The sequence below is a fragment of the Xenorhabdus sp. SGI 60 genome (assembly GCF_056632175.1).
In genome coordinates, this window is record NZ_CP196860.1 from 2,885,684 (window position 1) to 2,912,500 (window position 26,817).

Sequence of the window (26,817 nt, forward strand, 5' to 3'; positions counted from 1 at the left end):
ATTCAGGAATGATTATCTTGTGGAGATTTAGCCCAATACGTCATTAAATTAATTGATGTTCGATCTAACATTATGTTCAAAAACGCCAAAACGTTTTTGAACATAAAATCAATATTGGATAAATTTCCAATCTTCCCAACAACATAGCTGCACACATCATCCATTTCGCTATAGGATCAAGATCACCGAAGCCTTGCACTGTCGCGCCATATCCAATCCCCATGTTATTAATACAAGCAGCAACGGTGGCAAATGATGTCACTAAATCATAACCGAGCAAGTTCAACGCCCAGACAAAAAAACAGCTAAAAAAGATATAAAGAAAAAAGAATCCCCAGACAGAACGCAGTACCCTTTCCTGAACCACAGATTTGCCAATTTTAATCGTTGAGATGGCATTGGGATGAATGAGCTGGTTAATCTCACTAACACTCTGTTTTGCCAGGATCATAAAACGGAGGGCTTTAATACCTCCGCATGTTGACCCCACGCAGCCACCAAAAAAACTCACTGCCAGCAATAGCAATATCGTATGGGGAGGCCATTGAGCATAATCAGCGGTCGCCAAACCATTATCCGTCATCATGGAACTGGTCATGAAAAAGCCGTGAACAAAGGCTTCTTTCACGCCATACATGCCTGAGCGGTATAATTCTAACCAGATAATAACAACGATCACCGTCAGTACCAGTAAGAAAAATTGCAGTTCAGCATTTTTTAGCAGCGGTTTTAAGCTTCTGCGCGTCAGAGCAACAAAATAGAGCGTAAAGTTGACGGCTGACAGAACCGAAAAAATGCCTCCCACCATTTCAATGGCTGCACTGTCGTAATAACCAAGACTCTCATTGCGGGTGGAAAATCCGCCCAAAGAAACCGTTGAGATCCCATGACAGATAGCATCAAACCACGACATTCCTGCCGCCCAAAAACTGGCTGAACAGAGTCCGCCCAGCAACAAATACACGACCCACAAACTCTTGGCACCGTCCGCAAGCCGTGGAGTCAACCGTTCTTCTTTGAAAGGGCCGGGCATTTCTGATTGATATAGTTTGGCGCCACCAATCCCCAGTAAAGGCAAGATAGCAACGGCAAGGACGATGACGCCTAAACCACCAATAAAATTGAGTTGAGCGCGATAATAGAGCACGGACTTGGGCAGGGCTGAGACATCATTCAATACCGTGGCTCCGGTAGTCGTAATGCCAGATATCCCTTCAAACATTGCATCCACCAGATTGATGTTTAAACTTTTATCGAGCACAAAAGGCAAGGCACTGAGCAATGAGAACAACAACCAGAAAAGTACAATGATAAGAAATCCATCTTGCGTACTGGGCTGCGCCTTGATTTTACGGGTAAAGTACCAGCCTATTCCACCTGTAACCAGACCAATGACAAATGTCTCAAAAAAAGCAAAAACACTTTTTTCTTTATAAAACAGAGCCACAAAAGTAGGCAGCAACATTGAGAGGCTGTAAAGGAGCACCAGAAAACTACAAAGATGCCCAACAATCAGGAACTGGTTTTTTTTGACCATCTGCTAGCCCAAACAGGAGATTAAAAGGGAAATCATCGAAATATATAACCATGATAATATAAAATAAAAATATATTCGTCTAATGAACAATATTATTGCATTAAGGCACTCTCAAACTGGTGGGAATCATCTTACAGCGTTATACTGGCGGGCACTTTTTGTTAATGAATGATGAAATTCCCATTGCAACATAACACCGTTATTTTACGCCAGTTAGGTATTCAGCCCTACGAACCGGTTTCTGATGCCATGCATCAGTTCACCGAACAACGTACAGCGGAAACACCTGATGAAATCTGGCTTGTCCAGCACGAAAAAGTGTTCACGCAAGGCCAGGCCGGCAAAGCTGAGCATATACTTGCACCTGGTGATATCCCTGTCGTCCAGTCAGACAGGGGGGGACAGATTACTTATCATGGTCCCGGACAGCAGGTCATGTATGTTTTGATTGACTTGAAACGGTCAAAAATTGGGGTGCGTCAATTGGTCACTTCTATCGAAAATACCGTAATCGAAACGCTGGCGCATTTTGGTGTGGAGTCATGCGCGCGCCCTGATGCCCCCGGCGTTTATGTCGCAGGTAACAAAATATGTTCCCTTGGGTTGCGTATCCGAAAAGGATGCTCTTTCCACGGTTTGGCACTGAATATTGCAATGGACTTACAACCATTTTTACGCATAAATCCTTGTGGTTATGCAGGCATGCAAATGATCCAACTCAGTGACTACGTCACCGGCGTGACCATTGAAGATGTACAACCCATTCTGGTGGAAAAATTCTGTCAGATCTTGGGATTCCAACTCATCGACGAAAGATGATATAATTTTTTAACATATTTCAAAAAAATTTGAATGGATTTATTTGCCTCGATACTTTTCTCATCACCATCAGGCAGTAAGTCAAAATCTGAAGAATATAACTGGAAGCAGCACGATTATGAGTAAACCAATTCAGATGGAACGTGGTGTCAAATACCGCGACGCAGACAAGATGGCTTTGATCCCTGTGAAAACAATTGCCACAGAACGTGAAGCACTCTTGCGTAAACCTGAGTGGATGAAAATCAAACTTCCTGCGGATTCCAGCCGCATTCAGGGTATCAAAGCGGCAATGCGCAAAAATGGGTTGCATTCTGTCTGTGAAGAAGCCTCCTGCCCTAACCTTGCTGAGTGTTTTAACCACGGAACCGCCACTTTTATGATCCTTGGCGCCATTTGTACTCGTCGCTGTCCATTCTGTGACGTAGCTCATGGTCGCCCAAATGCACCTGATGCCAATGAACCTATCAAACTTGCGCAGACTATCCAGGATATGGGGCTGCGTTATGTCGTTATTACATCGGTTGACCGTGACGATCTGCGTGACGGTGGTGCACAACATTTTGCTGACTGTATCACGGCTATTCGTGAAAAAAACCCATCAATTAAGATTGAAACGTTAGTTCCAGATTTCCGCGGTCGTATGGATCGTGCGCTGGAAATTCTGACCGCAACTCCCCCTGATGTGTTTAACCATAATTTGGAAAATGTGCCACGGGTTTATCGTCAGGTTCGTCCCGGTGCTAACTATGCATGGTCGTTGAAACTACTGGAAAAATTCAAAGAAGCACATCCAGCTATTCCGACCAAATCAGGCTTAATGGTGGGATTAGGCGAAACCAACGAAGAAATTTTAGAGGTCATGCGCGATTTACGTAGCCACGGTGTCACCATGTTGACTTTGGGGCAATATTTACAACCAAGTCGCCATCACCTGCCAGTGCAGCGTTATGTCAGCCCCGCTGAATTTGATGAAATGAAAGAAGCTGCGTTAGAAATGGGCTTTACCCATGCTGCCTGTGGTCCGTTTGTTCGTTCTTCATACCATGCTGACTTGCAGGCCAAGGGCGTAGAAATCAAATAATCTGTTGCCACCATCATGATGAATATTATATTTGCTGTATTTATTGGTGGTGGCCTGGGTAGTGTACTACGCTGGCTCATCAGCCTCCGCCTGAACAATCTTGCTTCCCCAATTGCCGTTGGTACACTGACGGCTAATTGTGTTGGCGCCTTTATCATTGGATTGGGTTTGGCCTATTTTAACAAAGCCACACATCTCGATTCGGTTTGGAAGTTCATGCTAACAACAGGGTTTTGCGGTGGGCTAACGACCTTTTCCACCTTTTCTGCTGAAGTGGTTTATCTATTGCAAGCAGGAAGAATAGGTTGGGTACTGTTTAGCATTTTGGTGAACGTGATCGGTTCATTGTTGATGACAGTATTAGCTTTTGCAGTGATGAACAAACTATAAGATCTTATAACTGTCTAAAAAACAATAAGACAAAAAAAACCCGTTATCAAAACGGGTTTTCAGAATACGAGATCCGAAATTAGATTGCGACAACGTTTGCAGCAGATGGACCTTTCGCACCCTCAGTAATTTCAAACTCTACTTTTTGGCCTTCAACCAGAGTCTTGAATCCGCTAGACTGAATGGCGGAAAAGTGTACAAAAACATCTTTACTACCATCTTCTGGAGTGATAAAACCAAATCCTTTGGATTCGTTAAACCACTTAACGTTACCTTTAATTTTTGACATTAAAACTTACCTTTAATAAAAAAGACACGAACTCTGTGTCACGTACAGTACAGCAAATAATATAGTCCACTGTCTGCAACATAGATCACGAAACATATAACCGAATGTAAAAAAACACACTTTTTGTTTAATTACATTGATTGATTTTATACGCCAATGGTGATTTCACAAATAAATTAGCGTTTTATTTTAATTCTGTTTACTTTTTACCTTTCTATTCTTTTCATGATCGAGTAGCCACCTTTTGATATCCAGCCCACCGGTATAGCCAACCAATTTACCATCATGTCCAATCACCCGATGACAAGGCACAATTAATGAAATAGGGTTGCGTGAATTCGCCATACCGACCGCACGACAATAATTTACCGATCCCAACGTTAGTGCCAATTGTTTATAACTCCACATTTCGCCATAAGGAATTTTACAAAGTTGCTGCCAAACACGCTTTTGGAATTCAGTTCCCTGCATACTTAAAGGAACGGTAAACGTTAGTCGTTTCCCTTTAAAATATTCTTGCAACTCTTTCGCGCACTGCCTGGTTATCACACTCTTCGATTCTAATTCTTTCTTTTCGTTGACGAAATAGATACTGGTTACTCCTTCATCGTCCGCAGTGATATGTACATAAGGCTTGGGAAATCCTTCTGGAGTATTCAGGTAATGATGATACATAAACTACCTCCATTTAATTTATTATTGAAAATTTCTGTACTAGCCTAAATCTCTCATTCATCAATTTGCAATGATGAATTCGGTTACACATCTGACAATTTGATAAAGAAACCATCGCGCCCTCTGACAATTAAAATTATGGCTCTGCCAATAAGTTATAATACTTTATTTTTAATGTTACCTCTTTGAAAAAGATTAAAACACTACATATAGATAGAAAAATTAAACTAACAACCATATATAGTATAAATTTCACAATTAAATTATCTCAATATAATACACATATGTTAGTTTTTATTATTATTAAATAATATAGCCCCCAGAAATTTTACTAGAAGTGTTATCATTTATGGCAAACACAGTGGTATATCATCGGTCGATTCCAAGTTAGAAAACGACAATCGGGGGCGAATTGCCCTAAAAGAGATACACTACACTGCTGTCAATCAACTCAATGGTGCGAAAAAGCCAGTTATACCCAAGCATTAACAGCGTTCACTCACAAACTGTGTGAAGATCATCTCCCAGGCACTCAAGCTTCTGACTCTTTTTTTCAACAAAAACCATTTTCTTTTCTGATGGTGAAATGATGAATCAGGCACAATGGATTTCAATTCGTTATTTCACCCATTATTAGATATTAAATTTCAGATCTATTAACACACTGTTTAATATAAAAACTCATTGAAAATTTATCTGTAAAATTTCAAAACATAAAAAATACATAAAATAAATATCGAACACTGAATTTAAATTCCATATCATATGATTAATCAATTATAAAAAACAATAATTACAAATAACATATACCATTGTTATATCGTTATTTATTTCCAAAAAAACCATTTAAAGCCTGCAAAATAGAATCATATCCACTAATCCCACAAATATATTATGATAAAAATTTAAACCCATCATTTTTTCATAGCTTTTCTATGGTTAGCATATGTGTCACTATACAACTCAAAAGTAAGCATAAAAAAACCAAAAAATCATAAAAACCAATGCAATACAAAAAACAAAATTAAATTCATTCATGACAATGACCTTTTGTGTTATCTGAAAAAATCATTTACCCAGTTGAATTTCATTAAATTAATACCAAAAAATTTACTTTACCCTTCCAATATTATGTTATGGAAAAACATAACTTTTTATTAATGATATTAAATAAGGGGTTGCCAGTGCATTTAAATATGTTAGGGTATATGTTGGTAAAATAGCACCGGAGTAATTGAACACAATATATCATCAACAAAACAACAGGAAAATATTATTCCATGACTGTTAAACTTGAAGTAAAGAATCTCTATAAAATATTTGGCAATAATCCGGGGCCAGCATTTAAGTTATTAGCGTCTGGTCTCAGTAAAGAACAAATACTTGAAAAAACAGGTCTCACCGTCGGTGTTCAAGATGTCAATCTGGCCATTGAAGAAGGCGAAGTATTTGTGATCATGGGATTATCTGGTTCAGGTAAATCCACACTAGTACGTCTTCTCAATCGTCTGATAGAGCCGACCAAAGGCCATGTACTTATCGACGGCGAAGATATTTCCACCATCACAGAAACTCAGCTACGAGACGTTCGCCGCAGCAAGATCAGCATGGTCTTCCAGTCATTTGCTCTTATGCCACATTTGAATATTCTGGAGAATACGGCGTTTGGTATGGAGCTTGCGGGCGTCCCCAAAGAAGAGCGTCATCAAAAAGCACTTGAAACACTGCAACAAGTCAATCTCGAAAACTACGCGCTATCATATCCCGATGAACTTTCCGGCGGGATGCAACAACGTATTGGGTTAGCCAGAGCTTTGGCTAACAATCCCGATATTCTGTTAATGGATGAAGCCTTCTCAGCCCTCGATCCTCTCATCCGAGCCGAAATGCAAGATGAATTACTGCGCCTGCAAGGGGAACATCAACGTACCGTGGTTTTTATTTCCCATGACTTGGATGAAGCAATGCGTATCGGTGATCGCATTGCCATCATGCAGGACGGTATTGTCGTTCAGGTCGGCACACCTGATGAGATTATGAATAACCCCGCTAATGATTATGTCAAAACATTCTTCCGTGGTGTGGATGTTGGGCATGTTTTCTCAGCCAAAGACATTGCCCGCCGCCGGCCAGAAACGTTGCTTCATGCCGCAGCAGGTTTTGGTCCCCGTTCTGCATTGAAAGTGTTGGATAATGAAGACAGAAACTATGGCTATTTAATCGAAAAAAACCAGAAGTTTATTGGTGTGGTATCTGCCAATTCCCTGCAACAAGCATTGACAGAAAAAAAATCCATTGAACATGCCATATTGGAAAAACCAACCGCTGTTTCGGCAGATATTCCGCTGAATGAATTGATATCCACTGTCGCGCAATCTCCCTGCGCCGTTCCTGTCATAGATGACAATAGCCGTTATTTAGGTGTCATTTCCAAAGGAATACTGCTACAGGCCTTAGATAAGGAGGCACCCAATGGACAATAACTCTCCACAGACAGTCACTGATCCCACCAATACCAGTGATCCCTGGATGGACAGTGGCACCGCTGCTCCTGCATCAGACCACGATTGGCTGAATTCGTCTGCAACCAATATTCCACCAGAACACTTTAATTTCATGTCACCTTTTCAGCATAAGCTAATCCCGTTCGACTCATGGGTGACCAGTATCATCGATTGGGTTGTCGTACATTTCCGGCCTGTTTTTCAAGTCATCCGTGTTCCGGTAGATGTTGTCCTCACTGGTTTTGAGCAGTTCCTGACGACATTGCCCCCTCCCATCACCATTTTGTTTTTTGCGTTACTGGCCTGGCAAATGGCTGGTGCAGGAATAGGCGTGATCGCTTTAATTTCACTGATTATGATCGGTGCAATTGGGGCATGGTCAGAAGCGATGATAACCATGGCTCTGGTGCTAACCGCTCTACTGTTCTGCCTTATCATTGGGCTTCCTCTTGGGATCGGGTTGGCTCGCAATGAACGACTCGCCAAAATTGTTCGCCCCTTGCTGGATGCCATGCAAACCACTCCTGCTTTCGTTTATCTCGTTCCCATCGTCATGCTGTTTGGCATAGGTAACGTACCCGGCGTCATCGTCACCATCATTTTTGCGTTACCGCCTATTATTCGCCTGACAATTTTGGGAATAAAACAAGTTCCATCAGATTTAATTGAAGCCGCCAGATCATTTGGGGCAAGCCCGCGGCAGATGTTGTTTAAAGTTCAACTGCCACTGGCAATGCCGACAATTATGGCAGGCGTGAATCAAACGTTGATGTTAGCGCTTTCCATGGTCGTCATTGCTTCCATGATTGCGGTTGGCGGCTTGGGGCTGATGGTATTGCGCGGTATTGGCCGCCTTGATATAGGATTGGCCGCCGTTGGCGGTACAGGCATTGTCATTCTTGCCATTATCCTTGATCGACTGACGCAATCCTTGGGTAAAAGTCAGCGAATCAGAGGAAGATACTGGTATCACTCTGGGCCAATAGGATTACTTCACCTGCTTTTTATCTCAATTCGCTCAAGAAAAAAACCGTCCGTAAAAATCAGGCCAGTCAAAATAATACGTCCAAAACGAGATTCAATCTGGCAACAAAAGGAGGAAACAATCATGCGCATAATCACCTTATGCAAAGAGATCATGAATAAGAGGATAATTTTGGGAGCCTTCCTGATAGCATTCATGAGTCTTTCCTTATCATCAGTAGTATCTGCAACTGAACTTCCTGGTAAAGGTATCAGTGTGCAACCACTACAAAGTACAATCACTGAGGAAACATTTCAGACTTTGATTGTCTGCAAAGCATTAGAAAAACTCGGCTATGACGTCAAACCGATCAAAGAAGTTGATTATAACGTCGCTTACACTTCCATTGCTTCTGGTGATGCCACATTTATGGCTGTCAGTTGGGTACCGCTCCATGACGCCCCATATAAAGCGGCTGGAGGAGATAACATCTTCTATCGCAAGGGAAATTATGTCATAAATGCGGCTCAAGGGTATCTGATTGATAAAAAAACCGCAGAGAAATATCACATCACCAATATCGCTCAATTAAAAGATCCTAAACTTGCCAAACTATTTGATACTAATGGAGATGGAAAAGCAGATTTGACAGGTTGTAAGCCAGGATGGGGATGTGAAAGCGCAATCAACCATCACTTAGCAGCTTATGGATTGGAAAATACCGTGAAACAAAACCAAGGCAATTATGCGGCCATGATGGCTGATACTATCGCCCGTTATCGGGCTGGTAAACCCATCCTTTATTATACCTGGACACCTTACTGGGTGAGTGATGTACTGAAACCCGGAAAAGATGTCATTTGGCTGCAAGTGCCCTTTTCTGCTACCGGCGAGGGAGAAACCATCAATACCCAGTTGCCTAACGGCCGTAACTATGGTTTCCCCCCCAGTTCCATGCGCATCGTGGCAAACAAAGCGTGGGCAGAAAAGAACCCTGCCGCGGCAAAACTTTTTGCTGTTATGACCTTACCTATTGCGGATATCAGTGCTCAAAATCGGCTTATGCATAACGCTAAAATTTCAGAAGCTGATATTGGACGCCAAGCTGAAGGCTGGATCAAAACACATCAGAAAACGGTAGATGGGTGGCTAAAAGCCGCCAAAAAGCCCTCACAAAGCATAAATTAACCTTTCCTTCATTCTGCATCTGGTAGCCGTGAAGACGTTAACAAAAATTCACGGCTATCCAGCACACTCCCTTCCATCACCATCAATCCCTTTGTTCTCAATGATATTATTTAAATAATTTATATATTTTATATTTTCACTTTCATCATATTTTGTTAATGTTGTTTTATCTGTTAACAAAAAAACAAAATACTCTATGCCAATACCTGAAAAATCTGCATCTGATATACCAATATCTGAGACGTCAGAATCCGAGAATCCTCTACCACACAAGGCTTCTTCATTTAAAGAAGGTATTTGGGATAGTCTCCCAATCGCCATTGGCTATATTCCCGTCTCTTTTGCATTTGGCTTAAGCGCCACTAAATTGGGATTTACGCCCATAGAGGCCATATTTTTTTCCTGTGTTATTTATGCTGGTGCCAGCCAGTTTGTCATCACCGCTTTACTGAGTGCAGGAATGTCATTGTGGTTTTCTGCACTAACCGTAATGGCAATGGATATCCGCCACATTTTGTATGGACCAGCCTTACGTTATCGCATCAAACAAAAATTATCGGAAAAGAAAACCGTAATTTGGGCCTTCGGCCTGACTGACGAAGTTTTTGCCGCAGCAACAGCCAAATTAATTAAAGACCAACGAAGTTGGAGCGAAAACTGGATGGTCGCCATTGCAATATGCTCCTGGCTCTCTTGGGTGCTGGGTACTGTAGCTGGGGCCATACTGGGTAATGGTTATTTGAACTCTTATCCCGCCATTGAAGCTGCCATGATATTTATGCTTCCGGCCCTGTTTTTAAGTTTTTTGTTAGCATCTTTCAAAAAACAAAATACCTACTGTGTTACCGCTGCTTTATTAGGCGCATTAATAGGGATCACATTCTTTTCAATCCCCATTGCCATTTTTGCAGGGATTACAAGCGGATGTTTAGCTGCACTTTTGCAAACTAAAAATGCATGATTAGTACCTTACATAATTAATATATTACATACTTAGTTCATTATATGATTGATAATAAAATACTTCTTATCGGACTTATTGTAGGTGCGGCCAACTTTTTATTCCGCTATCTTCCTCTGCGTTTGGGCGTTAACCACTTACCGACAGAAAAAAAGGGGAAAATGAACATCATACTCGACAGCATTGGCATTGCATCAATTTGTTCACTTCTTATCGTCTCAAGCATTCCTGACGTCATGAAGGAGCACAGCAAACTTTTTCCAACCCTCATTGGCGGCCTAACCATCTGCCTGTTTTTCTACAAAACTCGAAGCATCATTATTTCAACACTGTCTGGTGCCGTAGCTTTTGGAATAATATTCAAGCTATTTATGAATTAGGTATCAATATTAAAAGAAATGTGATGATAATAAATAACTATAATTGCTAAATTTAACTTTTAATATAGTATTTGTATGGTTTTTAACAAAAGTTACTTTACCGGTTGAAACTAATAAGGTATCTAAACAATGGAAAGTTCATTCACTCCCACAGAAGAGTTACTTAATTGCCGTGTAGCACAGCAAAAAAGTTTACCCTATCAAGAGATATTACTCACCCGCTTATCCATGCATGTCCAAAGCAGGCTTCTGGAAAATCGTAACAACATGCTGAAAGCACAAGGAATCAATGAAACCTTGTTTATGGCTCTGATGATTCTGGATACCAAAGAAAGCCGTAGCATTCAGCCATCAGAACTCAGTGCTGCATTAGGCTCTTCCCGTACAAATGCAACCCGAATTGCAGATGAATTAGAAAAGCAGGGCTGGATAGAGAGAAAGGAGAGTCATAATGATCGTCGTTGTCTCCATCTCCATCTCACAGAAAAAGGTTCAAATTTCTTGAATAGTTTACTTCCACCACAGCATGAATGTCTAGTTAAGCTTTGGTCTATCCTGGATTCAGAGGAGAAAAAACAGTTAGAAAAATTGATGAGAAAAGTTTTGGGGCAATTAGATAATATTGGGGATTGTTTAAATAAGTGATTGCCTTTCTTCTGGACGGTTTTGAACTAAGAAAACATGTTATAGCAACATTTTCTAAAAAAACTTTTCTACTAGCCTGTATCATCAGATACTTCGTATGGCTGACTATTATCTTCAGATAATACTTAAATCCATATCGTTCGTCTCTTCCAGTAGTGTAAGCGCACACTACTGGAAACGTGTTTTGTCCTGTCAGGGCCACACAAATTAATAATTAAGTTAAAAACAAATATGGGGACTCTCCATGAGTATTAGTGAGAAAGCACCGCTTCCGTCTGGCAAAAAAACGCTATCCTCAAACGAAAAACACTCTCCTGCAAAGGTGAAAACAAAAAATAGGACTAACAAACAGAAACGCCGCCATATCATTATGTTATTGACGTTATTTCTCCTTCTGCTTGGGGCTGGCTATAGCGTTTACTGGTTTCTCACTTTACGTCACTACCAAGAAACCGATAATGCCTATGTTACAGGTAATCAGATACAAGTCATGTCGCAAATTGCAGGCAGTGCCGTGACTGTTAATTTTGACAATACTGATTTTGTGAAAAGTGGTCAGCCTCTTGTCCAACTCGATCCCCGTGACGCTGAATTGGCTTTGGAAAGAACCAAAAATGAATTAGCCAATACTGTCCGAATCACTCACCAACACATGATCGACAATAAAAGATATCAAGCCATCATTGAGCTGAAAAAAATCGCTCTCAGAAAAGCCCAAAGTGATCTCAATCGAAGGGAAATATTGGGAACTCAGAATTTGATTGGTAAAGAAGAGTTGCAACATATGCGCGAAACGGTCTCTGCTGCCCAAGCAGATCTAGATGTCGCGATAGCTCAATATAAAAGCAATCAAGCCATTATTCTGGATACTCCGCTGGAAAAACAGCCCGCTATCGAAAAAGCGGCCTCCGGCGTTCGTGATGCCTGGCTCGCCTTGCAGAGAACCAATATTGTCAGCCCTGTTGATGGTTATGTCGCTCGCCGTAGCGTTCAGGTCGGTTCCCGTATCAATTCAGGAACACCATTGATGGCGATTGTACCTGTCAACAATATGTGGATTGAGGCCAATTTCAAAGAAACCCAACTGGCAAACATGCGGATTGGACAGCCCGCTACAATCGTCAGCGATTTCTATGGCGACGATGTTGTCTATACCGGCAGGGTTGCAGGCATTGATATGGGAACCGGTAGCGCCTTTTCTCTATTGCCCGCGCAAAATGCCAGCGGAAATTGGATTAAAGTTGTACAGCGCTTACCAGTCCGTATTGAGCTTAATCCTGAACAGTTAAAACAACATCCTTTGCGCATTGGGTTATCAACAAAAGTCACCGTGGACACAACGAACACTGATGGAACTGTACTGGCAACCACCGGCCGTACCCTTCCGGCCTATCAAACCAATGCGTTGACGATAGATATGGTTCCTGCAAACAAAATAGTTACTGACATTATTAATAGTAATTCAGGAAACCAAATTTAAGGGGGAGTCATGGTAACAAGAGAACCGTTTACAGGTGCGAAACTCGCCCTTTTGACTATTATTCTTTCAATGGCGACTTTCATGCTTGTTCTCGACTCTACCATTGCTAACGTAGCCATACCGACGATTGCGGGTAATCTAGGAGCATCAAGCTCGCAGGGAACATGGGTGATTACCTCCTTCGGTGTCGCTAACGCAATATCCATACCTATTACCGGCTGGTTAGCGAAGCGTTTCGGTGAGGTGAAATTGTTCCTCTGGTCTACCGCGATTTTTACTCTTTCATCCTGGCTATGTGGCCTTTCCAACAGCCTCAGTATGTTAATTTTCTTCCGCGTTATGCAAGGATTGGCCGCAGGCCCCGTACTCCCCCTTTGCCAAAGTTTATTGCTAAATAACTATCCACCAGCGAAACGCAACATGGCATTGGCGCTATGGTCGATAATGATCGTTGTTGCCCCCATTTGCGGACCTATCCTTGGCGGTTATATCAGTGATAACTACCACTGGGGATGGATCTTTTACATCAATATCCCTCTTGGTATCGCAATTATTTTTATCATCATGCAGCTATTGCGTGGTCGGGAAACGAAAACAGAAATCCGCCCCATTGACGTTACTGGACTGTTCTTGCTGGTGATTGGTATTGGCAGCCTGCAAATTATGCTTGACCAAGGCAAGGAACTTGATTGGTTTAATTCCACCGCGATTATTATCCTTGCCATTACTGCTATTATCGCACTTATTTTGCTGATCATATGGGAACTGACGGATGATCATCCGATAATCGATCTATCCCTGTTTAAGCTACGCAATTTTTCCATTGGTACACTGAGTATTAGTCTCGGCTTTATGATGTACTTCGGTTCGATTGTTTTACTGCCACAGCTATTGCAAGAAGTTTACGGCTATACCGCAACCTGGGCTGGCTTTGCGGCCGCACCGATAGGATTGCTGCCACTGTTATTGTCACCTGTCATTGGCAAATTTGGCCATAAGATAGACATGCGCTATATCGTGACATTTAGTTTCATTACTTATGCTATTTGTTTCTATTGGCGGGCATATACCTTTGAACCTGACATGGGTTTCGCTGCTACTGCATGGCCTCAGTTTGTCCAAGGGCTTGCCATGGCCTGTTTCTTTATGCCGCTGACAACCATTACATTATCAGGGCTAGCTCCAGAACGCATGGCCTCCGCTTCCAGCCTGTCGAATTTTACCCGTATATTGTCAGGTTCAATTGGGACATCCCTCACAACCACAATGTGGACACAACGTGAATCTATGCACCACTCGAACCTTACGGAGTACATCAACCCATATAACCCTAATTATCAGCAAATGCATCAGCAATTAGCTCAATTGGGCATGAATGATGAACAAATATCAGCTTATCTGGCAAAACAGATCACTCATCAAGGGTTAATTATCTCTGCCAATGAGATCTTTTGGCTTTCAGCAGGTATATTCCTCGCCTTGACGTTATTGATCTGGCTGGCAAAACCGCCTTTTTCTGCCGGAGGAAAAGACCACGGGGGAGCGCATTAAGCTTATTACACTGAATAGACAGATTTTAACGGGAGTATTTGCTCCCGTGAAAAAAGGTTACTCGCCACAATCCTCTCATCATAAAGTATTACTTATAATTAAAAGGATTATGCAGTAGATTCAAGGGGGCAATCGTGACAATTCCCTACTCCTGGCAACTTATTTCTTTGACAACAACAACGGCGTTGTATTGCATTATTTTTCATAATCACTGTACGATAAAGTGGGTTATCCCTGCCATCAGGCAACGTTTGTGTAAAGAAAAGATTTTGTATTAATGTATCATACTGATCCGCGTCTATTCTTTCCCTGAAATTATTTAAGTACCAATGCATAACATATCCAATGTTATTCCACAATAAACGTCCATTTATTCCACGATAAGATTCAATTTTCTCACATACCGGCATAATATGCCGATCCAACATAGAATAATAACGTTCTAATAAAGATATTGATTCGTCCAACCACGTTAACTGGTAATAAACAACATTTGGCCTGCCTGTTTCATGAAACTCAATCTGAAAAAGCTTATAATCCGTATCAACAGCTTGAGGATACTCCAATAGCATTAACATCATTGGTGGGACAATTAAACCAAAATACCACTGTGCCCATAAAGAATAAAGTCCTTTCTGATTTGGTTTTAATTCATTATCACTATAATATGAATCTTGGTAATTTTTTATCAATAATGGGAATTTTTCATCACTCGACCATTGATAAAACCCCATACTTTCCAATGGAATATTTTCCGAATTTATTTTTACAGATGAATTAAAATGGCTAAACGCTCCATCAAATAGGTTAGTGATATCTTCAATAGTTATTTCAGATGCCAATTTAATGGAGTCCTGGTTATTTTTATTTGTCATTCCATATTCTCCTAACACCTATTATCAGCCCTAAATGTAAATTCTTCTCACGCTCATCCACTTACAGACAATTCAGACCGGCACACTTTAATCATACTTATACGCGTTACCTTTCCAGCAAAACGGGGGAGAAATCAGGTTTCATATCGTGTTGTAAATTGCAACTTGAAGTTTAATACGTATATGATTTTTCATTTTTATCAAATGATAATGAAAATGATTGTTATTAGCAATAATGAAAAAGTAACGAATTTAGAGAAACTGAACAACCACCGACTAAAGTCGGTGGGTTAGTGATTAACGGACTGAAAGTCCGGATACGCGTCGGCTAAACGACGCGTCAATCGTCCATTCTGAAATTATCATCCGGGTTCGGTTCAAAATGATGCTCCAGATAGGCCCTTATCATCTCATCCGTTAATTGACCCACCGTGGCACAAAAATAGCCTCTACCCCAAAAATGTTGACCCCAGTATCGCTTTTTCAGATGCGAAAATTCTTCAAACAACTTACTCGCTGTCCTTCCCTTCAGTCTCCTCATGATTTCTGAGGGCGCTAATGTCGGAGGACTACTCACCAGTATGTGAATATGGTCTTTGCTTACTACGCCCTTTAATATCCTGATTTCAAACGTTTCACATGTCTGACGGACTAATTCCCGTACCCGTATAGCCACTTCACCTGTCAGCACTTTGTACCTGTATTTTGTTACCCACACAAAATGATATTCAATCTGGAATACTGTGTGACTGCCGTATCTGTAATCCATGTTGCACCTCCAGTACAACACAGTATTGCAGCTAAAGCTGACCGACTAAAGTCGGTGGTTTTAACCTTTCATATGGAAGAATAAAAATCCAAATAAATACCTTCACTTTAAAATAATAACAAATGTTTTTATTTCAGATTTCAAAATATTTTCCATAGAAAATAATAAAAATAGCCTTAATAAATAAAGGGAATAAAATAAGGCCTTGAATAAATAAACAAGGCCTTATTAATAATGGGAAATTAAGCTATCCCTTTGTATTTTCAATTCACTATTCTTTGACCAAATAGCAAACTTAAGATTTATTCAAGGTATCAATAAATTAAACCTTATTCTGGCGCCACCATTCCGCCAACATAATACCTGTTGCAACAGAAACATTCAGACTTTCTACCCGGCCCGTTCCACCAATAGAAAGACGAATGTCACCATCTTCCCAAATGCTGTCACTTAATCCGTCACTTTCCTGACCCAATACCAAGACCATTTTTTCTGGCAATGTTGCTTGTGCCAGTGTTGTGCTACCTTTATGACTTGATGTGGTCACAATTGTATAGCCTTGGTTACGGAATTGATTTAGCGTAGCCGTGAATCCATCCGCATCAATGCCTTTGATGTGTTCAGCACCTCCTTCTGCTGTACGAACAGCTGCACCTGATTCCAACAGCGCTGTATCCTGCAAAATCACCCCCTGTACGCCAAAATGCGCACAACTACGCATAATTGCGCCAAGATTATGTGGGTTACCTACATTTTCCAATGCCAATACACAATCTTTTGCTGGTGCCTGCTGCAAATAGGTTTCCACATCCAAACCATTGCGTTTCTTAATCAGGAAACATACGCCACCGTGATGCTCTGTACCTGATGCCTTGGATAGTTCTTCGTCGTCAACTACATGGTAAGCTTTGCGATTTGCCGCCATCCACTTCAATGCATCGCGAAAACGCGGCGTGACCGATTGAACAAACCAGGCCCGAACAATCGCATCAGGACGGTTCTGGAACATTGCCTGACAAGCATTTTCCCCATAGATACGAGTTTCTTCCAAACGCTGACGACGAAGCTGTTCAGGATCAATGTTGCTTTTGCCGCTAATGCCCTGGTGCTCTGGACTAAGAGATTCACCTTCTGGACGGGAGATAGTTCTCCACGGGGAACTCTCTCCCGAGCGCACCGGGCGTTCACTGCCACGACGGCGGTCACCCTGATCACGCCCTTTACCAAACGGACGGTTATCACTCTTACGACTGTCACTGTTTTTACGACGATCTCCGCCCTTACGGTTATCGTTATTGTCCTCATTATTGCGGACATACATTACTTTGACTTTGCCGTTCTTACCACTATAGGAATCGTTCATTTATTTCTCCAACTGCGTTATGGCGCGAAGATTACCCGATGTACGCGCCCGAAGCTACCTCTGGTAACGACAATCCATTAAAATACCCGCTAATTTTTTACTGGTTTTATCCACGAACATGTTTGAGTTCTTAAATGAGAAATAACAACGCCGTTTATCAGCTTCGCCAACGCCGCCTTGCCCGTTCTACCCGCCCTTTTCTGGCAAGAGGATGCCGGGTGCCGCGTTGCCTGCATTGTTTATTACCCCAAAAAAAATGTCTGTGTGAGATGATTTCACCTGCAAATGCGCAAAGCCGCTTCTGTCTCATCATGTTCGATACTGAGCCGATGAAACCCAGTAATACGGGAAAGTTGATTGCAGATATTCTGCCTGATACATGCGCTTTTCTTTGGTCCAGAACCGAGCCTGATCAACAACTGCTCGAAGTCGTGCGTGATCCTACCCGACAACCCTATCTGATCTTCCCAGACAGTTACGCTACGCCTCCTCGTACGGTGTATCAGAAGATCCCTGCTAACCCAAAACCACCGCTGTTCATTATATTGGATGGCACCTGGCCTGAAGCAAGAAAAATGTTTCGCAAAAGCCCATATTTGAATGATATTCCCCTATTGTCTATGAATAATATTGCCAAAATGGACTATTTACTTCGGGTCCCCTCCAAAACAGAACAACATTGTACTGCCGAAGTTGCGGCTGCGGCATTAGAATTAGCTGGGGATATTGAAGCGTCACAATCATTATTGAATCATTTCAATCACTTTCGTGAACAATATCTGGCAGGAAAATCTAATCATCTGTAGGAATAACTCACAGTAATGCTTGACAATCCGCGCTAAAGTAACTGATGGTGGCTAAAGTTATTCATGGTAATTGTTTAATCAACAGTGATTGTTTATTGATGTGATAACTGATAAGGAACTCCAGAAATGAGCCAGCGCGGACTTGAAGCATTATTACGCCCTAAATCTATCGCCATTATTGGTGCTTCTGAAAAGCCAGAAAAAGCCAGTTCAGTGTTGATGAAAAATTTGTTAATGGGGGGGTTTACAGGACCTATTCTCCCCGTAACACCACACAAATATGCCGTTCTGGGTGTGTTAGCCTATCCTTCTATCGATAAATTACCATTAACTCCTGACCTGGCTGTGATCTGTACTCATCACAGTCGTAATTTGTCTTTACTAGAGCAACTGGCCCAACACGGATGCAAAACTGTCATTATTTTATCCTCTCCGCCATCACAGTTTACTGAATTGAAACAGTGCAGCCAAAAACATCATCTTCGCATTCTGGGACCAAATAGCCTTGGCATCTTAGCACCCTGGAGCGGGTTAAATGCCAGTTTTTCCCCGATCCCTATCCTTAAAGGTAAATTGGCTTTTATTTCACAATCAGCAGCAATATCCAACACAATTCTGGACTGGGCCAACCATCGTAATATTGGTTTTTCGTATTTTATTGCCTTGGGTGACAGTGTTGATATTGATATTGATGACCTGCTCGACTTTTTAGCAAGAGACAGTAAAACCAGTGCCATTTTGTTGCATCTCGAACATATCAGCGATGCCCGCCGTTTTCTTTCTGCTTCCCGAAGCGCTTCACGCAATAAACCTATTCTGGTCGTGAAAAGCAGTCGTACCCGGCAAGTTCAACAGTTACTGGGAGAACAACAAAATTTTGATGCTGCTTATGACGCAGCCATTCAACGTGCCGGATTACTGCGTGTACAAGATACACATGAAATGTTTTCCGCAGTGGAAACATTGAGTTTTATGCGGCCATTGCGCGGAGAACGTTTATTAATCGTCAGTAATGGGGCAGCGCCAGCGGCAATGGCACTGGATGAATTATTTAGGAGAACTGGCAAGCTCGCTATATTAGGTGAGGATGCGATCAATGGATTGTCTGGCACACTTCCAGGCACGCTGCTTTTACGTAATCCATTGGATATCGGCGATGACTCCTCCACCGAACGATATATTGCTGCACTCAGGGTACTTTTGGATAGTCATGATTATGATGCCTTACTGTTAATCCACTCTCCTAGCGCCATATCCCACAGCCAAACTACAGCGGTTCGGGTTATACAAACCATTAAAGAGCATCCTCGTGGAAAATGGTTCACTATTTTCACTAATTGGTGCGGAGAATATTCTTCATTGGAAGCCCGACGTCTGTTCAGTGAGGCAGGTATCCCAACTTATCGGACGCCAGAAGGCGCCATTACCGCCTTTATGCATATGGTTGAATATCAGCGAAATCAAAAACAACTAAAAGAAACGCCATCCTTACCCATTGGTATTACATCGAATACGGCTCGAGCCCATGAGTGTATACAGAAGGCACTTGATAATGGGAATGTCCGACTGGATACCCATGAAGTACAACCTATTCTTGATGCTTACGGTTTAAATACTTTACCAACTTGGATCGCTTATACCAGCGATAATGCGGTTAAGATTGCAGAAAAAATTGGCTATCCCGTGGCATTAAAACTTCGCTCCCCTGATATTCCACATAAATCAGAGGTTCAGGGAGTGATGCTTTATTTACGCAATGCTGATGAGGTTAAAGCCGCAACACAAGCGATTATTGAACGTGTCAAACAAAACTTCCCACAAGCTAGGATCCATGGATTATTAGTACAGAGCATGGCTAATCGGGCTGGCACACAAGAGCTGAGAATTGCTATTGAGCAAGACGAGATATTTGGCCCCTTAATCATGCTAGGCGAGGGAGATATTGATTGGGTACATGAAACACAGGCGGCTGTCGCTCTTCCTCCCCTTAATATGGCATTAGCCCGATATCTGGTTATTCAGGCAATTAAAGGGGGCAAAATAAAATCTGGCGGTTCACTTTTGCCACTGGATATTCTTGCCCTCAGCCAGTTATTGGTCAGAGTATCGAATCTTCTGATCGATTGTCCTCAAATTACTCGTATGAATATCCATCCACTGCTTGCATCAGGTAATGAGTTCACCCTATTGGATGTGACAATGGAGTTGATGCCAGTAACAGGCGATCCCCGCAATAGACTAGCTATCCGGCCTTATCCTAATGAACTGGAAGAAACTATCTACATCAAAGATGGTTTTGAATGTTTGCTACGACCAATCCTGCCGGAAGATGAGCCTTTGCTGAAAGCATTTATCGGCCAAGTAACAAAGGAAGATCTTTATTATCGCTATTTCAGTGAAATTAACGAGTTTACTCATGATGATCTTGCAAACATGACCCAAATTGATTACGACCGTGAAATGGCATTCGTAGCGATCCGCCATCCAGCAACAACACCTGAAATTATTGGTGTCGCTCGTGCTATGGCAGATCCCGATAATATCGAAGCTGAATTTGCGATATTAGTCCGATCAGATCTAAAGGGGATTACGTTAGGCTATCAACTTATGACTAAACTAATTAACTATACCAGAGAACATGGTATTCAGGCACTAACAGCCATCACTATGCCTGAAAACCGTAACATGATCCAACTTGCTAAAAAACTTGGGTTTGTTATTGATATACAGTTAGAAGACGGCATTGTTAATCTTACATTGACACTCTAGCAAAATAGAAATTCAACATACATCTCGTGATGAGTAATAAAAAATGCTCACTCCGTGATAGATCGCACAGTCTTAAAGCAATCAGCTCAAGACAGTTAATTCATACTCACAATAGACCAAACTAATGGTATCATCGCCAGATCATTTTGATTCATACACCTTATGATGGTATTAACGCCATCTAAATAAACTAAGAGAAAAACGCACTGTGATGTTGTCCAAATTTAAACAAGCAAAACACCAACAACACCTTGCACAACTGCCTAAGCTACCACAATCAGTTGCTGATATTGTGACACTTTATGAATCCAAAGTGTTTCGCAGCACCTTATTGGAACGTATAGCAAATGCTCAAAAGCATATTTATATCGCCGCGTTATATTTAGAAAACGATGATGCAGGACAGGATATTTTGACTGCATTATATGTCGCTAAACAAAAACGCCCTGAATTAGACATAAAAATCCTAGTTGATTGGCATCGTGCTCAACGTGGCCGCATTGGTGTAGAAGCTGCGGCAACAAATGCAGATTGGTACTGCTCCATGGCTGAAAGCTACCCTGATGTCAGCATCTCCATCCTGGGTGTCCCCGTGAATACACGCGAAGCACTGGGGGTTTTGCATCTGAAAGGCTTTATCTTTGATGATACGGTTATTTACAGTGGGGCCAGTATTAATAATGTCTATCTGCACCGCCATGAAAAATACCGTTATGATCGTTATCACTTGCTGCATAATGCAAAACTTGCCTCAGTCATGAAGCAATTTATTGATGATAGTATTATTAGCGCTGAAGCCGTGAAAAATTTAGCCTGCCACAATCGTCCTCGTAGCCTTGAAATTAAAAATTTGATCCGCCAATTTCGTGCTTCATTGAGGAATGCCGAATATCACGTTGAAAATCAAGCATCCAATGAAGAATTGGCGGTAACTCCCCTTGTGGGTTTGGGCAAAAAAAATCTGCTGAACAAAACAATTTGTCATCTCATGTCTTGCACTGAAAACAAGCTGGTTATTTGTACACCTTACTTCAATTTACCCGCAGTATTGGTACGTGCAATATCTCGGCTACTCCGCCAAGGAAAGCAAGTTGAGATCATCATTGGAGATAAAACAGCTAATGATTTTTATATTCCACCAGAAGAGCCATTTAAGATCATTGGTGCATTGCCTTATCTGTATGAAATTAACTTACGCCGATTCACTAGTCGGCTGCAAAAGTTTATCGATAGCCAGCAATTAACTATCCGGTTATGGAAGGATCAAGATAATACTTATCACTTAAAAGGGATCTGGGTTGATAATAAATGGCAATTAATTACGGGTAATAATCTTAATCCTCGTGCATGGGGATTGGATCTGGAAAATGCCATTCTTATTCATGATCCCCACCAAGAGATGCAAGAACAACGTGCAATGGAGTTGGATTGCATCCGTACTCATACAAAAATTATCCACAATTATCAGGAACTGGAAAATATCCAGATCTATCCTGTTAAGGTACGCAAACTGATACGACGCTTGCGCCGTATTCGGGTAGACCGATTAATCAGCAGGATACTGTAAAATACTCAACTAATTGATAAATAATTATCGTTTTTTGAATCCCCTCTCGCGGATTGCCAGAGGGGATTTTTGCACCTTATTTATCAAACGGCTATGATTTAAAAAATAAATCATGGCGTAAAATACGATGAAAAAAAACATCATCACTCTGATAAGAAATATATTAATAATTTCTCCTATCCTATTGAATACTTCTTGCTCCAATATACGTCAGGCAAATGACAACTGGACAGGAAAAGATAAAGCGCAACATTTCTTATTTTCTGCAATTGTAACTGCTGCGGGCAATGCTTATGCTGATCGTCAACATTGGAGGCATCGTGAAAGTGCACAATTTGGCGTATTACTATCCGTTAGTATTGGTGCAGTAAAAGAGCTTTATGATAGCCGTCCATCAGGAACAGGCTGGAGTTGGCATGATATTGCTTATGATATAGCTGGAGCGATAGCAGGTTATGGTTTATATCAATCCGTGAAGTGATTTTTAACCTTCTATTTTCCTTTTTCTAATAGTACCCAAACGCAAAAAAGCCATCCGGTGACGGATGGCTTCTCTGACTCAATGGATGTCTGGCAGTGTCCTACTCTCACATGGGGAGACCCCACACTACCATCGGCGCTACGGCGTTTCACTGCTGAGTTCGGCATGGGATCAGGTGGGACCACCGCGCTGTTGCCGCCAGACAAATGCTGTATTCAATCCCGAACAAGCTGCTGTGCTCTCTGAAACCTTCTCTTCCAATCCCCAAAACACCTTCGGTGTTGTCAGGTTAAGCCGCACGGCTCATTAGTACCGGTTAGCTCAACGTCTCGCAACGCTTACACACCCGGCCTATCGACGTCCTCGTCTCGGACGGTCCTTCAGTACCCTCAAAGGAGTAAGGGAAGACTCATCTTAAGGCAAGTTTCCCGCTTAGATGCTTTCAGCGGTTATCTCTTCCGCACTTAGCTACCGGGCAATGCCATTGGCATGACAACCCGAACACCAGTGGTGCGTCCACTCCGGTCCTCTCGTACTAGGAGCAGCCCCTTGCAATCTTCCAACGCCCACGGCAGATAGGGACCGAACTGTCTCACGACGTTCTAAACCCAGCTCGCGTACCACTTTAAATGGCGAACAGCCATACCCTTGGGACCTACTTCAGCCCCAGGATGTGATGAGCCGACATCGAGGTGCCAAACACCGCCGTCGATATGAACTCTTGGGCGGTATCAGCCTGTTATCCCCGGAGTACCTTTTATCCGTTGAGCGATGGCCCTTCCATTCAGAACCACCGGATCACTATGACCTGCTTTCGCACCTGCTCGAGCTGTCACTCTCGCAGTCAAGCTGGCTTATGCCATTGCACTAACCTCCTGATGTCCGACCAGGATTAGCCAACCTTCGTGCTCCTCCGTTACGCTTTGGGAGGAGACCGCCCCAGTCAAACTACCCACCAGACACTGTCCGCAACCCGGATAACGGGTCCGCGTTAGAACATCAAACATTCAAGGGTGGTATTTCAAGGATGGCTCCGTGCAGACTGGCGTCCACACTTCACAGCCTCCCACCTATCCTACACATCAAGGCTCAAGGTTCAGTGTCAAGCTATAGTAAAGGTTCACGGGGTCTTTCCGTCTTGCCGCGGGTACACTGCATCTTCACAGCGAGTTCAATTTCACTGAGTCTCGGGTGGAGACAGCCTGGCCATCATTACGCCATTCGTGCAGGTCGGAACTTACCCGACAAGGAATTTCGCTACCTTAGGACCGTTATAGTTACGGCCGCCGTTTACTGGGGCTTCGATCAAGAGCGTCGCGTTGCCGCTAACCCCATCAATTAACCTTCCAGCACCGGGCAGGCGTCACACCGTATACGTCCACTTTCGTGTTTGCACAGTGCTGTGTTTTTATTAAACAGTTGCAGCCAGCTGGTATCTGCGACTGGCCTCAGCTCCGGACGCCTGGTCCTTCACCTAACGCCAGCGTGCCTTCTCCCGAAGTTACGGCACCATTTTGCCTAGTTCCTTCACCCGAGTTCTCTCAAGCGCCTGAGTATTCTCTACCTGACCACCTGTGTCGGTTTGGGGTACGATGGACCATAATCTGAAGCTTAGGGGCTTTTCCTGGAAGCGGGGCATCAGCAACTTCAGCACCGTAGTGCCTCGTCATCGTGCCTCAGTGTTAGGGATAACCGGATTTGCCTGATTATCCCACCTACACACTTAAACCGGGACGACCGTCGCCCGGATTGCCTAGCCTTCTCCGTCCCCCCATCGCAATTATGGCCCGTACAGGAATATTAACCTGTTGCCCATCGACTACGCTTTTCAGCCTCGCCTTAGGGGTCGACTCACCCTGCCCCGATTAACGTTGGACAGGAACCCTTGGTCTTCCGGCGAGCGGGTTTTTCACCCGCTTTATCGTTACTTATGTCAGCATTCGCACTTCTGATACCTCCAGCAAACCTCACAGTTCACCTTCAACGGCTTACAGAACGCTCCCCTACCCAACAACACATTCATGTCGCTGCCGCAGCTTCGGTGCATGGTTTAGCCCCGTTACATCTTCCGCGCAGGCCGACTCGACCAGTGAGCTATTACGCTTTCTTTAAATGATGGCTGCTTCTAAGCCAACATCCTGGCTGTCTGAGCCTTCCCACTTCGTTTCCCACTTAACCATGACTTGGGGACCTTAGCTGGCGGTCTGGGTTGTTTCCCTCTTCACGACGGACGTTAGCACCCGCCGTGTGTCTCCCGTGATAACATTCTTCGGTATTCGCAGTTTGCATCGGGTTGGTAAGTCGGGATGACCCCCTAGCCGAAACAGTGCTCTACCCCCGAAGATGAGTTCACGAGGCGCTACCTAAATAGCTTTCGGGGAGAACCAGCTATCTCCCGGTTTGATTGGCCTTTCACCCCCAGCCACAAGTCATCCGCTAATTTTTCAACATTAGTCGGTTCGGTCCTCCAGTTAGTGTTACCCAACCTTCAACCTGCCCATGGCTAGATCACCGGGTTTCGGGTCTATACCCTGCAACTTAACGCCCAGTTAAGACTCGGTTTCCCTGCGGCTCCCCTATACGGTTAACCTTGCTACAGAATATAAGTCGCTGACCCATTATACAAAAGGTACGCAGTCACCCTGATAAATCAGGGCTCCCACTGCTTGTACGTACACGGTTTCAGGTTCTCTTTCACTCCCCTCGCCGGGGTTCTTTTCGCCTTTCCCTCACGGTACTGGTTCACTATCGGTCAGTCAGGAGTATTTAGCCTTGGAGGATGGTCCCCCCACGTTCAGACAGGATACCACGTGTCCCGCCCTACTCTTCGAGCTCACAATATCACACCTCTTCGGATACGGGGCTGTCACCCTTTACTGCCGGCCTTTCCAGACCGTTCTCCTGACGTGTGTATCGCTGATGGCTCTGGGCTCCTCCCCGTTCGCTCGCCGCTACTGGGGGAATCTCGGTTGATTTCTTTTCCTCGGGGTACTGAGATGTTTCAGTTCCCCCGGTTCGCCTCATTAACCTATGAATTCAGTTAATGATGGTGCAACGGATTGCACCGGGTTTCCCCATTCGGACATCGCCGGCTGATAGCGCTTCATATCAGCTCACCGGCGCTTTTCGCAGATTAGCACGTCCTTCATCGCCTCTGACTGCCTAGGCATCCACCGTGTACGCTTAGTCGCTTAACCTCACAACCCGAAGGTGTCTTCGAATCGGAGTTATTGAGAGACTCCTCAATGTCCTCAGGACAGACACTGAGTGTTTCAAATTTTCAGCTTGTTCCAGATTGTTAAAGAGCTAATATTGCTAAACCGACGCGCACGTCCGCTTAACAATATTTCGGTGGCACCGTCTTTCACCCGATACCAGAGCAAGATGGCGTCCCCTAGGGGATTCGAACCCCTGTTACCGCCGTGAAAGGGCGGTGTCCTAGGCCTCTAGACGAAGGGGACTCAAAGTCTTCTTCGCAGACGCTTGCTCTGCTTTATTTCATCAGACAATCTGTGTGAGCACTGCAACAAAATCCACTATCTTTTCGGTAAGGAGGTGATCCAACCGCAGGTTCCCCTACGGTTACCTTGTTACGACTTCACCCCAGTCATGAATCACAAAGTGGTCAGCGCCCTCCCGAAGGTTAAGCTACCGACTTCTTTTGCAACCCACTCCCATGGTGTGACGGGCGGTGTGTACAAGGCCCGGGAACGTATTCAC

Annotated in this window: 20 protein-coding genes, 1 tRNA gene, 3 rRNA genes and 1 pseudogene (1 of these 25 running past the window's edge); 15 read left to right on the forward strand and 10 right to left on the reverse strand. The window is 43.2% G+C overall.

From position 1 onward, the window contains the following. Window positions 1-76: 76 nt before the first annotated feature. Window positions 77-1,537 carry a TrkH family potassium uptake protein gene (locus tag ACSJJG_RS13400; protein WP_481089650.1) on the reverse strand — a complete coding sequence of 487 codons (1,461 nt, stop codon included), beginning with the start codon at window positions 1,535-1,537 and terminating at the stop codon, window positions 77-79. A gap of 171 nt (window positions 1,538-1,708) precedes the next feature. Between ACSJJG_RS13400 and lipB the strand changes: the two genes are divergently transcribed. The 3 genes from lipB to crcB all read left to right on the forward strand — a co-directional run bounded on the left by lipB (window position 1,709) and on the right by crcB (window position 3,830). After that, the gene (lipB, locus tag ACSJJG_RS13405; RefSeq protein WP_481090441.1) at window positions 1,709-2,356 is read left to right on the forward strand and encodes a lipoyl(octanoyl) transferase LipB; all 648 of its coding nucleotides are present in this window, start codon (window positions 1,709-1,711) and stop codon (window positions 2,354-2,356) included. Between the two features lie 118 nt (window positions 2,357-2,474). Further along, window positions 2,475-3,440, forward strand: a complete 966-nt coding sequence (lipA, locus tag ACSJJG_RS13410) for a lipoyl synthase (protein WP_481089651.1) — start codon at window positions 2,475-2,477, stop codon at window positions 3,438-3,440. Between the two features lie 15 nt (window positions 3,441-3,455). Then, entirely contained in the window at window positions 3,456-3,830 is a 375-nt protein-coding gene (crcB, locus tag ACSJJG_RS13415; protein ID WP_481089652.1) for a fluoride efflux transporter CrcB, read from the forward strand. Window positions 3,831-3,909: 79 nt separating this feature from the next. Here crcB and cspE read toward each other — a convergent pair whose 3' ends face one another. Beyond that, window positions 3,910-4,119, reverse strand: a complete 210-nt coding sequence (cspE, locus tag ACSJJG_RS13420) for a transcription antiterminator/RNA stability regulator CspE (RefSeq protein ID WP_481089653.1) — start codon at window positions 4,117-4,119, stop codon at window positions 3,910-3,912. 189 nt (window positions 4,120-4,308) lie between these two features. Next, complete coding sequence (locus ACSJJG_RS13425) at window positions 4,309-4,794, reverse strand: methylated-DNA--[protein]-cysteine S-methyltransferase (protein ID WP_481089654.1); 486 nt, start codon at window positions 4,792-4,794, stop codon at window positions 4,309-4,311. A 1,280-nt stretch (window positions 4,795-6,074) separates the two neighbouring features. On the opposite strand from ACSJJG_RS13425, the gene proV reads away from it, so the two are divergent. The 8 genes and pseudogenes from proV (at window position 6,075) to emrB (ending at window position 14,467) form a co-directional block, all read left to right on the forward strand. Next, a complete protein-coding gene (gene proV / locus ACSJJG_RS13430; RefSeq protein WP_481089655.1) occupies window positions 6,075-7,277 on the forward strand; it encodes a glycine betaine/L-proline ABC transporter ATP-binding protein ProV in 1,203 nt (400 codons plus the stop codon). After that, a pseudogene (proW, locus tag ACSJJG_RS13435) lies at window positions 7,267-8,304 on the forward strand (glycine betaine/L-proline ABC transporter permease ProW); the annotation flags it as partial. The gene proV and the pseudogene proW, both read left to right, overlap by 11 nt. 132 nt (window positions 8,305-8,436) lie before the next feature. After that, window positions 8,437-9,450 carry a glycine betaine/L-proline ABC transporter substrate-binding protein ProX gene (proX, locus tag ACSJJG_RS13440; protein WP_481090442.1) on the forward strand — a complete coding sequence of 338 codons (1,014 nt, stop codon included), beginning with the start codon at window positions 8,437-8,439 and terminating at the stop codon, window positions 9,448-9,450. A 196-nt stretch (window positions 9,451-9,646) separates the two neighbouring features. Continuing rightward, entirely contained in the window at window positions 9,647-10,411 is a 765-nt protein-coding gene (locus ACSJJG_RS13445; RefSeq protein WP_481089656.1) for an AzlC family ABC transporter permease, read from the forward strand. Window positions 10,412-10,455: 44 nt separating this feature from the next. Beyond that, window positions 10,456-10,791 carry an L-valine transporter subunit YgaH gene (gene ygaH / locus ACSJJG_RS13450; RefSeq protein ID WP_481089657.1) on the forward strand — a complete coding sequence of 112 codons (336 nt, stop codon included), beginning with the start codon at window positions 10,456-10,458 and terminating at the stop codon, window positions 10,789-10,791. 129 nt (window positions 10,792-10,920) lie between these two features. Continuing rightward, window positions 10,921-11,436: a transcriptional repressor MprA gene (gene mprA, locus ACSJJG_RS13455; protein ID WP_481089658.1), complete on the forward strand. Its 516-nt coding sequence runs from the start codon at window positions 10,921-10,923 to the stop codon at window positions 11,434-11,436. Between the two features lie 244 nt (window positions 11,437-11,680). After that, complete coding sequence (gene emrA / locus ACSJJG_RS13460) at window positions 11,681-12,916, forward strand: multidrug efflux MFS transporter periplasmic adaptor subunit EmrA (RefSeq protein WP_481089659.1); 1,236 nt, start codon at window positions 11,681-11,683, stop codon at window positions 12,914-12,916. A gap of 9 nt (window positions 12,917-12,925) precedes the next feature. Continuing rightward, window positions 12,926-14,467, forward strand: coding sequence for a multidrug efflux MFS transporter permease subunit EmrB (gene emrB / locus ACSJJG_RS13465; RefSeq protein WP_481089660.1), 1,542 nt, complete (start codon window positions 12,926-12,928; stop codon window positions 14,465-14,467). Between the two features lie 107 nt (window positions 14,468-14,574). On the opposite strand, the gene fhuF is transcribed toward emrB, so the two are convergent. From fhuF to ACSJJG_RS13480, 3 genes are all read right to left on the reverse strand, one after another. After that, window positions 14,575-15,342: a siderophore-iron reductase FhuF gene (gene fhuF, locus ACSJJG_RS13470; RefSeq protein ID WP_481089661.1), complete on the reverse strand. Its 768-nt coding sequence runs from the start codon at window positions 15,340-15,342 to the stop codon at window positions 14,575-14,577. 340 nt (window positions 15,343-15,682) lie between these two features. Next, entirely contained in the window at window positions 15,683-16,111 is a 429-nt protein-coding gene (gene tnpA / locus ACSJJG_RS13475) for an IS200/IS605 family transposase (RefSeq protein ID WP_189761458.1), read from the reverse strand. Between the two features lie 322 nt (window positions 16,112-16,433). After that, window positions 16,434-17,474 (reverse strand): tRNA/rRNA methyltransferase, encoded by a 1,041-nt coding sequence (locus ACSJJG_RS13480; RefSeq protein WP_481089662.1) that lies wholly within the window; start codon window positions 17,472-17,474, stop codon window positions 16,434-16,436. Window positions 17,475-17,608: 134 nt separating this feature from the next. Between ACSJJG_RS13480 and ACSJJG_RS13485 the strand changes: the two genes are divergently transcribed. The 4 genes from ACSJJG_RS13485 to ACSJJG_RS13500 all read left to right on the forward strand — a co-directional run bounded on the left by ACSJJG_RS13485 (window position 17,609) and on the right by ACSJJG_RS13500 (window position 23,097). After that, window positions 17,609-18,280, forward strand: coding sequence for a tRNA-uridine aminocarboxypropyltransferase (locus tag ACSJJG_RS13485; protein ID WP_481089663.1), 672 nt, complete (start codon window positions 17,609-17,611; stop codon window positions 18,278-18,280). A gap of 126 nt (window positions 18,281-18,406) precedes the next feature. Next, on the forward strand, window positions 18,407-21,049 hold the full coding sequence (locus ACSJJG_RS13490; RefSeq protein ID WP_481089664.1) for a bifunctional acetate--CoA ligase family protein/GNAT family N-acetyltransferase: 2,643 nt from the start codon (window positions 18,407-18,409) through the stop codon (window positions 21,047-21,049). Between the two features lie 208 nt (window positions 21,050-21,257). Further along, window positions 21,258-22,616 (forward strand): CDP-diacylglycerol--serine O-phosphatidyltransferase, encoded by a 1,359-nt coding sequence (gene pssA, locus ACSJJG_RS13495; RefSeq protein WP_481089665.1) that lies wholly within the window; start codon window positions 21,258-21,260, stop codon window positions 22,614-22,616. Between the two features lie 127 nt (window positions 22,617-22,743). Then, on the forward strand, window positions 22,744-23,097 hold the full coding sequence (locus ACSJJG_RS13500) for a YfiM family lipoprotein (RefSeq protein WP_481089666.1): 354 nt from the start codon (window positions 22,744-22,746) through the stop codon (window positions 23,095-23,097). An 87-nt stretch (window positions 23,098-23,184) separates the two neighbouring features. On the opposite strand, the gene rrf is transcribed toward ACSJJG_RS13500, so the two are convergent. The 4 genes from rrf to ACSJJG_RS13520 all read right to left on the reverse strand — a co-directional run. Continuing rightward, window positions 23,185-23,300: ribosomal RNA gene (rrf, locus tag ACSJJG_RS13505) — 5S ribosomal RNA — on the reverse strand. An 82-nt stretch (window positions 23,301-23,382) separates the two neighbouring features. Beyond that, window positions 23,383-26,294: ribosomal RNA gene (locus ACSJJG_RS13510) — 23S ribosomal RNA — on the reverse strand. Between the two features lie 188 nt (window positions 26,295-26,482). Next, a tRNA-Glu gene (locus tag ACSJJG_RS13515) sits at window positions 26,483-26,558 on the reverse strand. 87 nt (window positions 26,559-26,645) lie between these two features. Beyond that, window positions 26,646-26,817: ribosomal RNA gene (locus ACSJJG_RS13520) — 16S ribosomal RNA — on the reverse strand; it runs 1,371 nt beyond the window's last position. Together the 16S, 23S and 5S rRNA genes with 1 tRNA gene alongside form the textbook arrangement of a ribosomal RNA operon.

Coding starts and splice junctions, on each gene's coding strand:
- ygaH (WP_481089657.1), top strand. CDS start 10,456: ATGATTGATAATAAAATACTTCTTATCGGACTTATTGTAGGTGCGGCC.
- ACSJJG_RS13490 (WP_481089664.1), top strand. CDS start 18,407: ATGAGCCAGCGCGGACTTGAAGCATTATTACGCCCTAAATCTATCGCC.
- ACSJJG_RS13445 (WP_481089656.1), top strand. CDS start 9,647: ATGCCAATACCTGAAAAATCTGCATCTGATATACCAATATCTGAGACG.
- lipB (WP_481090441.1), top strand. CDS start 1,709: ATGAAATTCCCATTGCAACATAACACCGTTATTTTACGCCAGTTAGGT.
- ACSJJG_RS13400 (WP_481089650.1), bottom strand. CDS start 1,537: ATGGTCAAAAAAAACCAGTTCCTGATTGTTGGGCATCTTTGTAGTTTT.
- proV (WP_481089655.1), top strand. CDS start 6,075: ATGACTGTTAAACTTGAAGTAAAGAATCTCTATAAAATATTTGGCAAT.
- emrB (WP_481089660.1), top strand. CDS start 12,926: ATGGTAACAAGAGAACCGTTTACAGGTGCGAAACTCGCCCTTTTGACT.
- ACSJJG_RS13425 (WP_481089654.1), bottom strand. CDS start 4,794: ATGTATCATCATTACCTGAATACTCCAGAAGGATTTCCCAAGCCTTAT.
- cspE (WP_481089653.1), bottom strand. CDS start 4,119: ATGTCAAAAATTAAAGGTAACGTTAAGTGGTTTAACGAATCCAAAGGA.
- ACSJJG_RS13485 (WP_481089663.1), top strand. CDS start 17,609: ATGAGAAATAACAACGCCGTTTATCAGCTTCGCCAACGCCGCCTTGCC.
- proX (WP_481090442.1), top strand. CDS start 8,437: ATGAATAAGAGGATAATTTTGGGAGCCTTCCTGATAGCATTCATGAGT.
- ACSJJG_RS13500 (WP_481089666.1), top strand. CDS start 22,744: ATGAAAAAAAACATCATCACTCTGATAAGAAATATATTAATAATTTCT.
- mprA (WP_481089658.1), top strand. CDS start 10,921: ATGGAAAGTTCATTCACTCCCACAGAAGAGTTACTTAATTGCCGTGTA.
- fhuF (WP_481089661.1), bottom strand. CDS start 15,342: ATGACAAATAAAAATAACCAGGACTCCATTAAATTGGCATCTGAAATA.
- emrA (WP_481089659.1), top strand. CDS start 11,681: ATGAGTATTAGTGAGAAAGCACCGCTTCCGTCTGGCAAAAAAACGCTA.
- lipA (WP_481089651.1), top strand. CDS start 2,475: ATGAGTAAACCAATTCAGATGGAACGTGGTGTCAAATACCGCGACGCA.
- crcB (WP_481089652.1), top strand. CDS start 3,456: ATGATGAATATTATATTTGCTGTATTTATTGGTGGTGGCCTGGGTAGT.
- ACSJJG_RS13480 (WP_481089662.1), bottom strand. CDS start 17,474: ATGAACGATTCCTATAGTGGTAAGAACGGCAAAGTCAAAGTAATGTAT.
- tnpA (WP_189761458.1), bottom strand. CDS start 16,111: ATGGATTACAGATACGGCAGTCACACAGTATTCCAGATTGAATATCAT.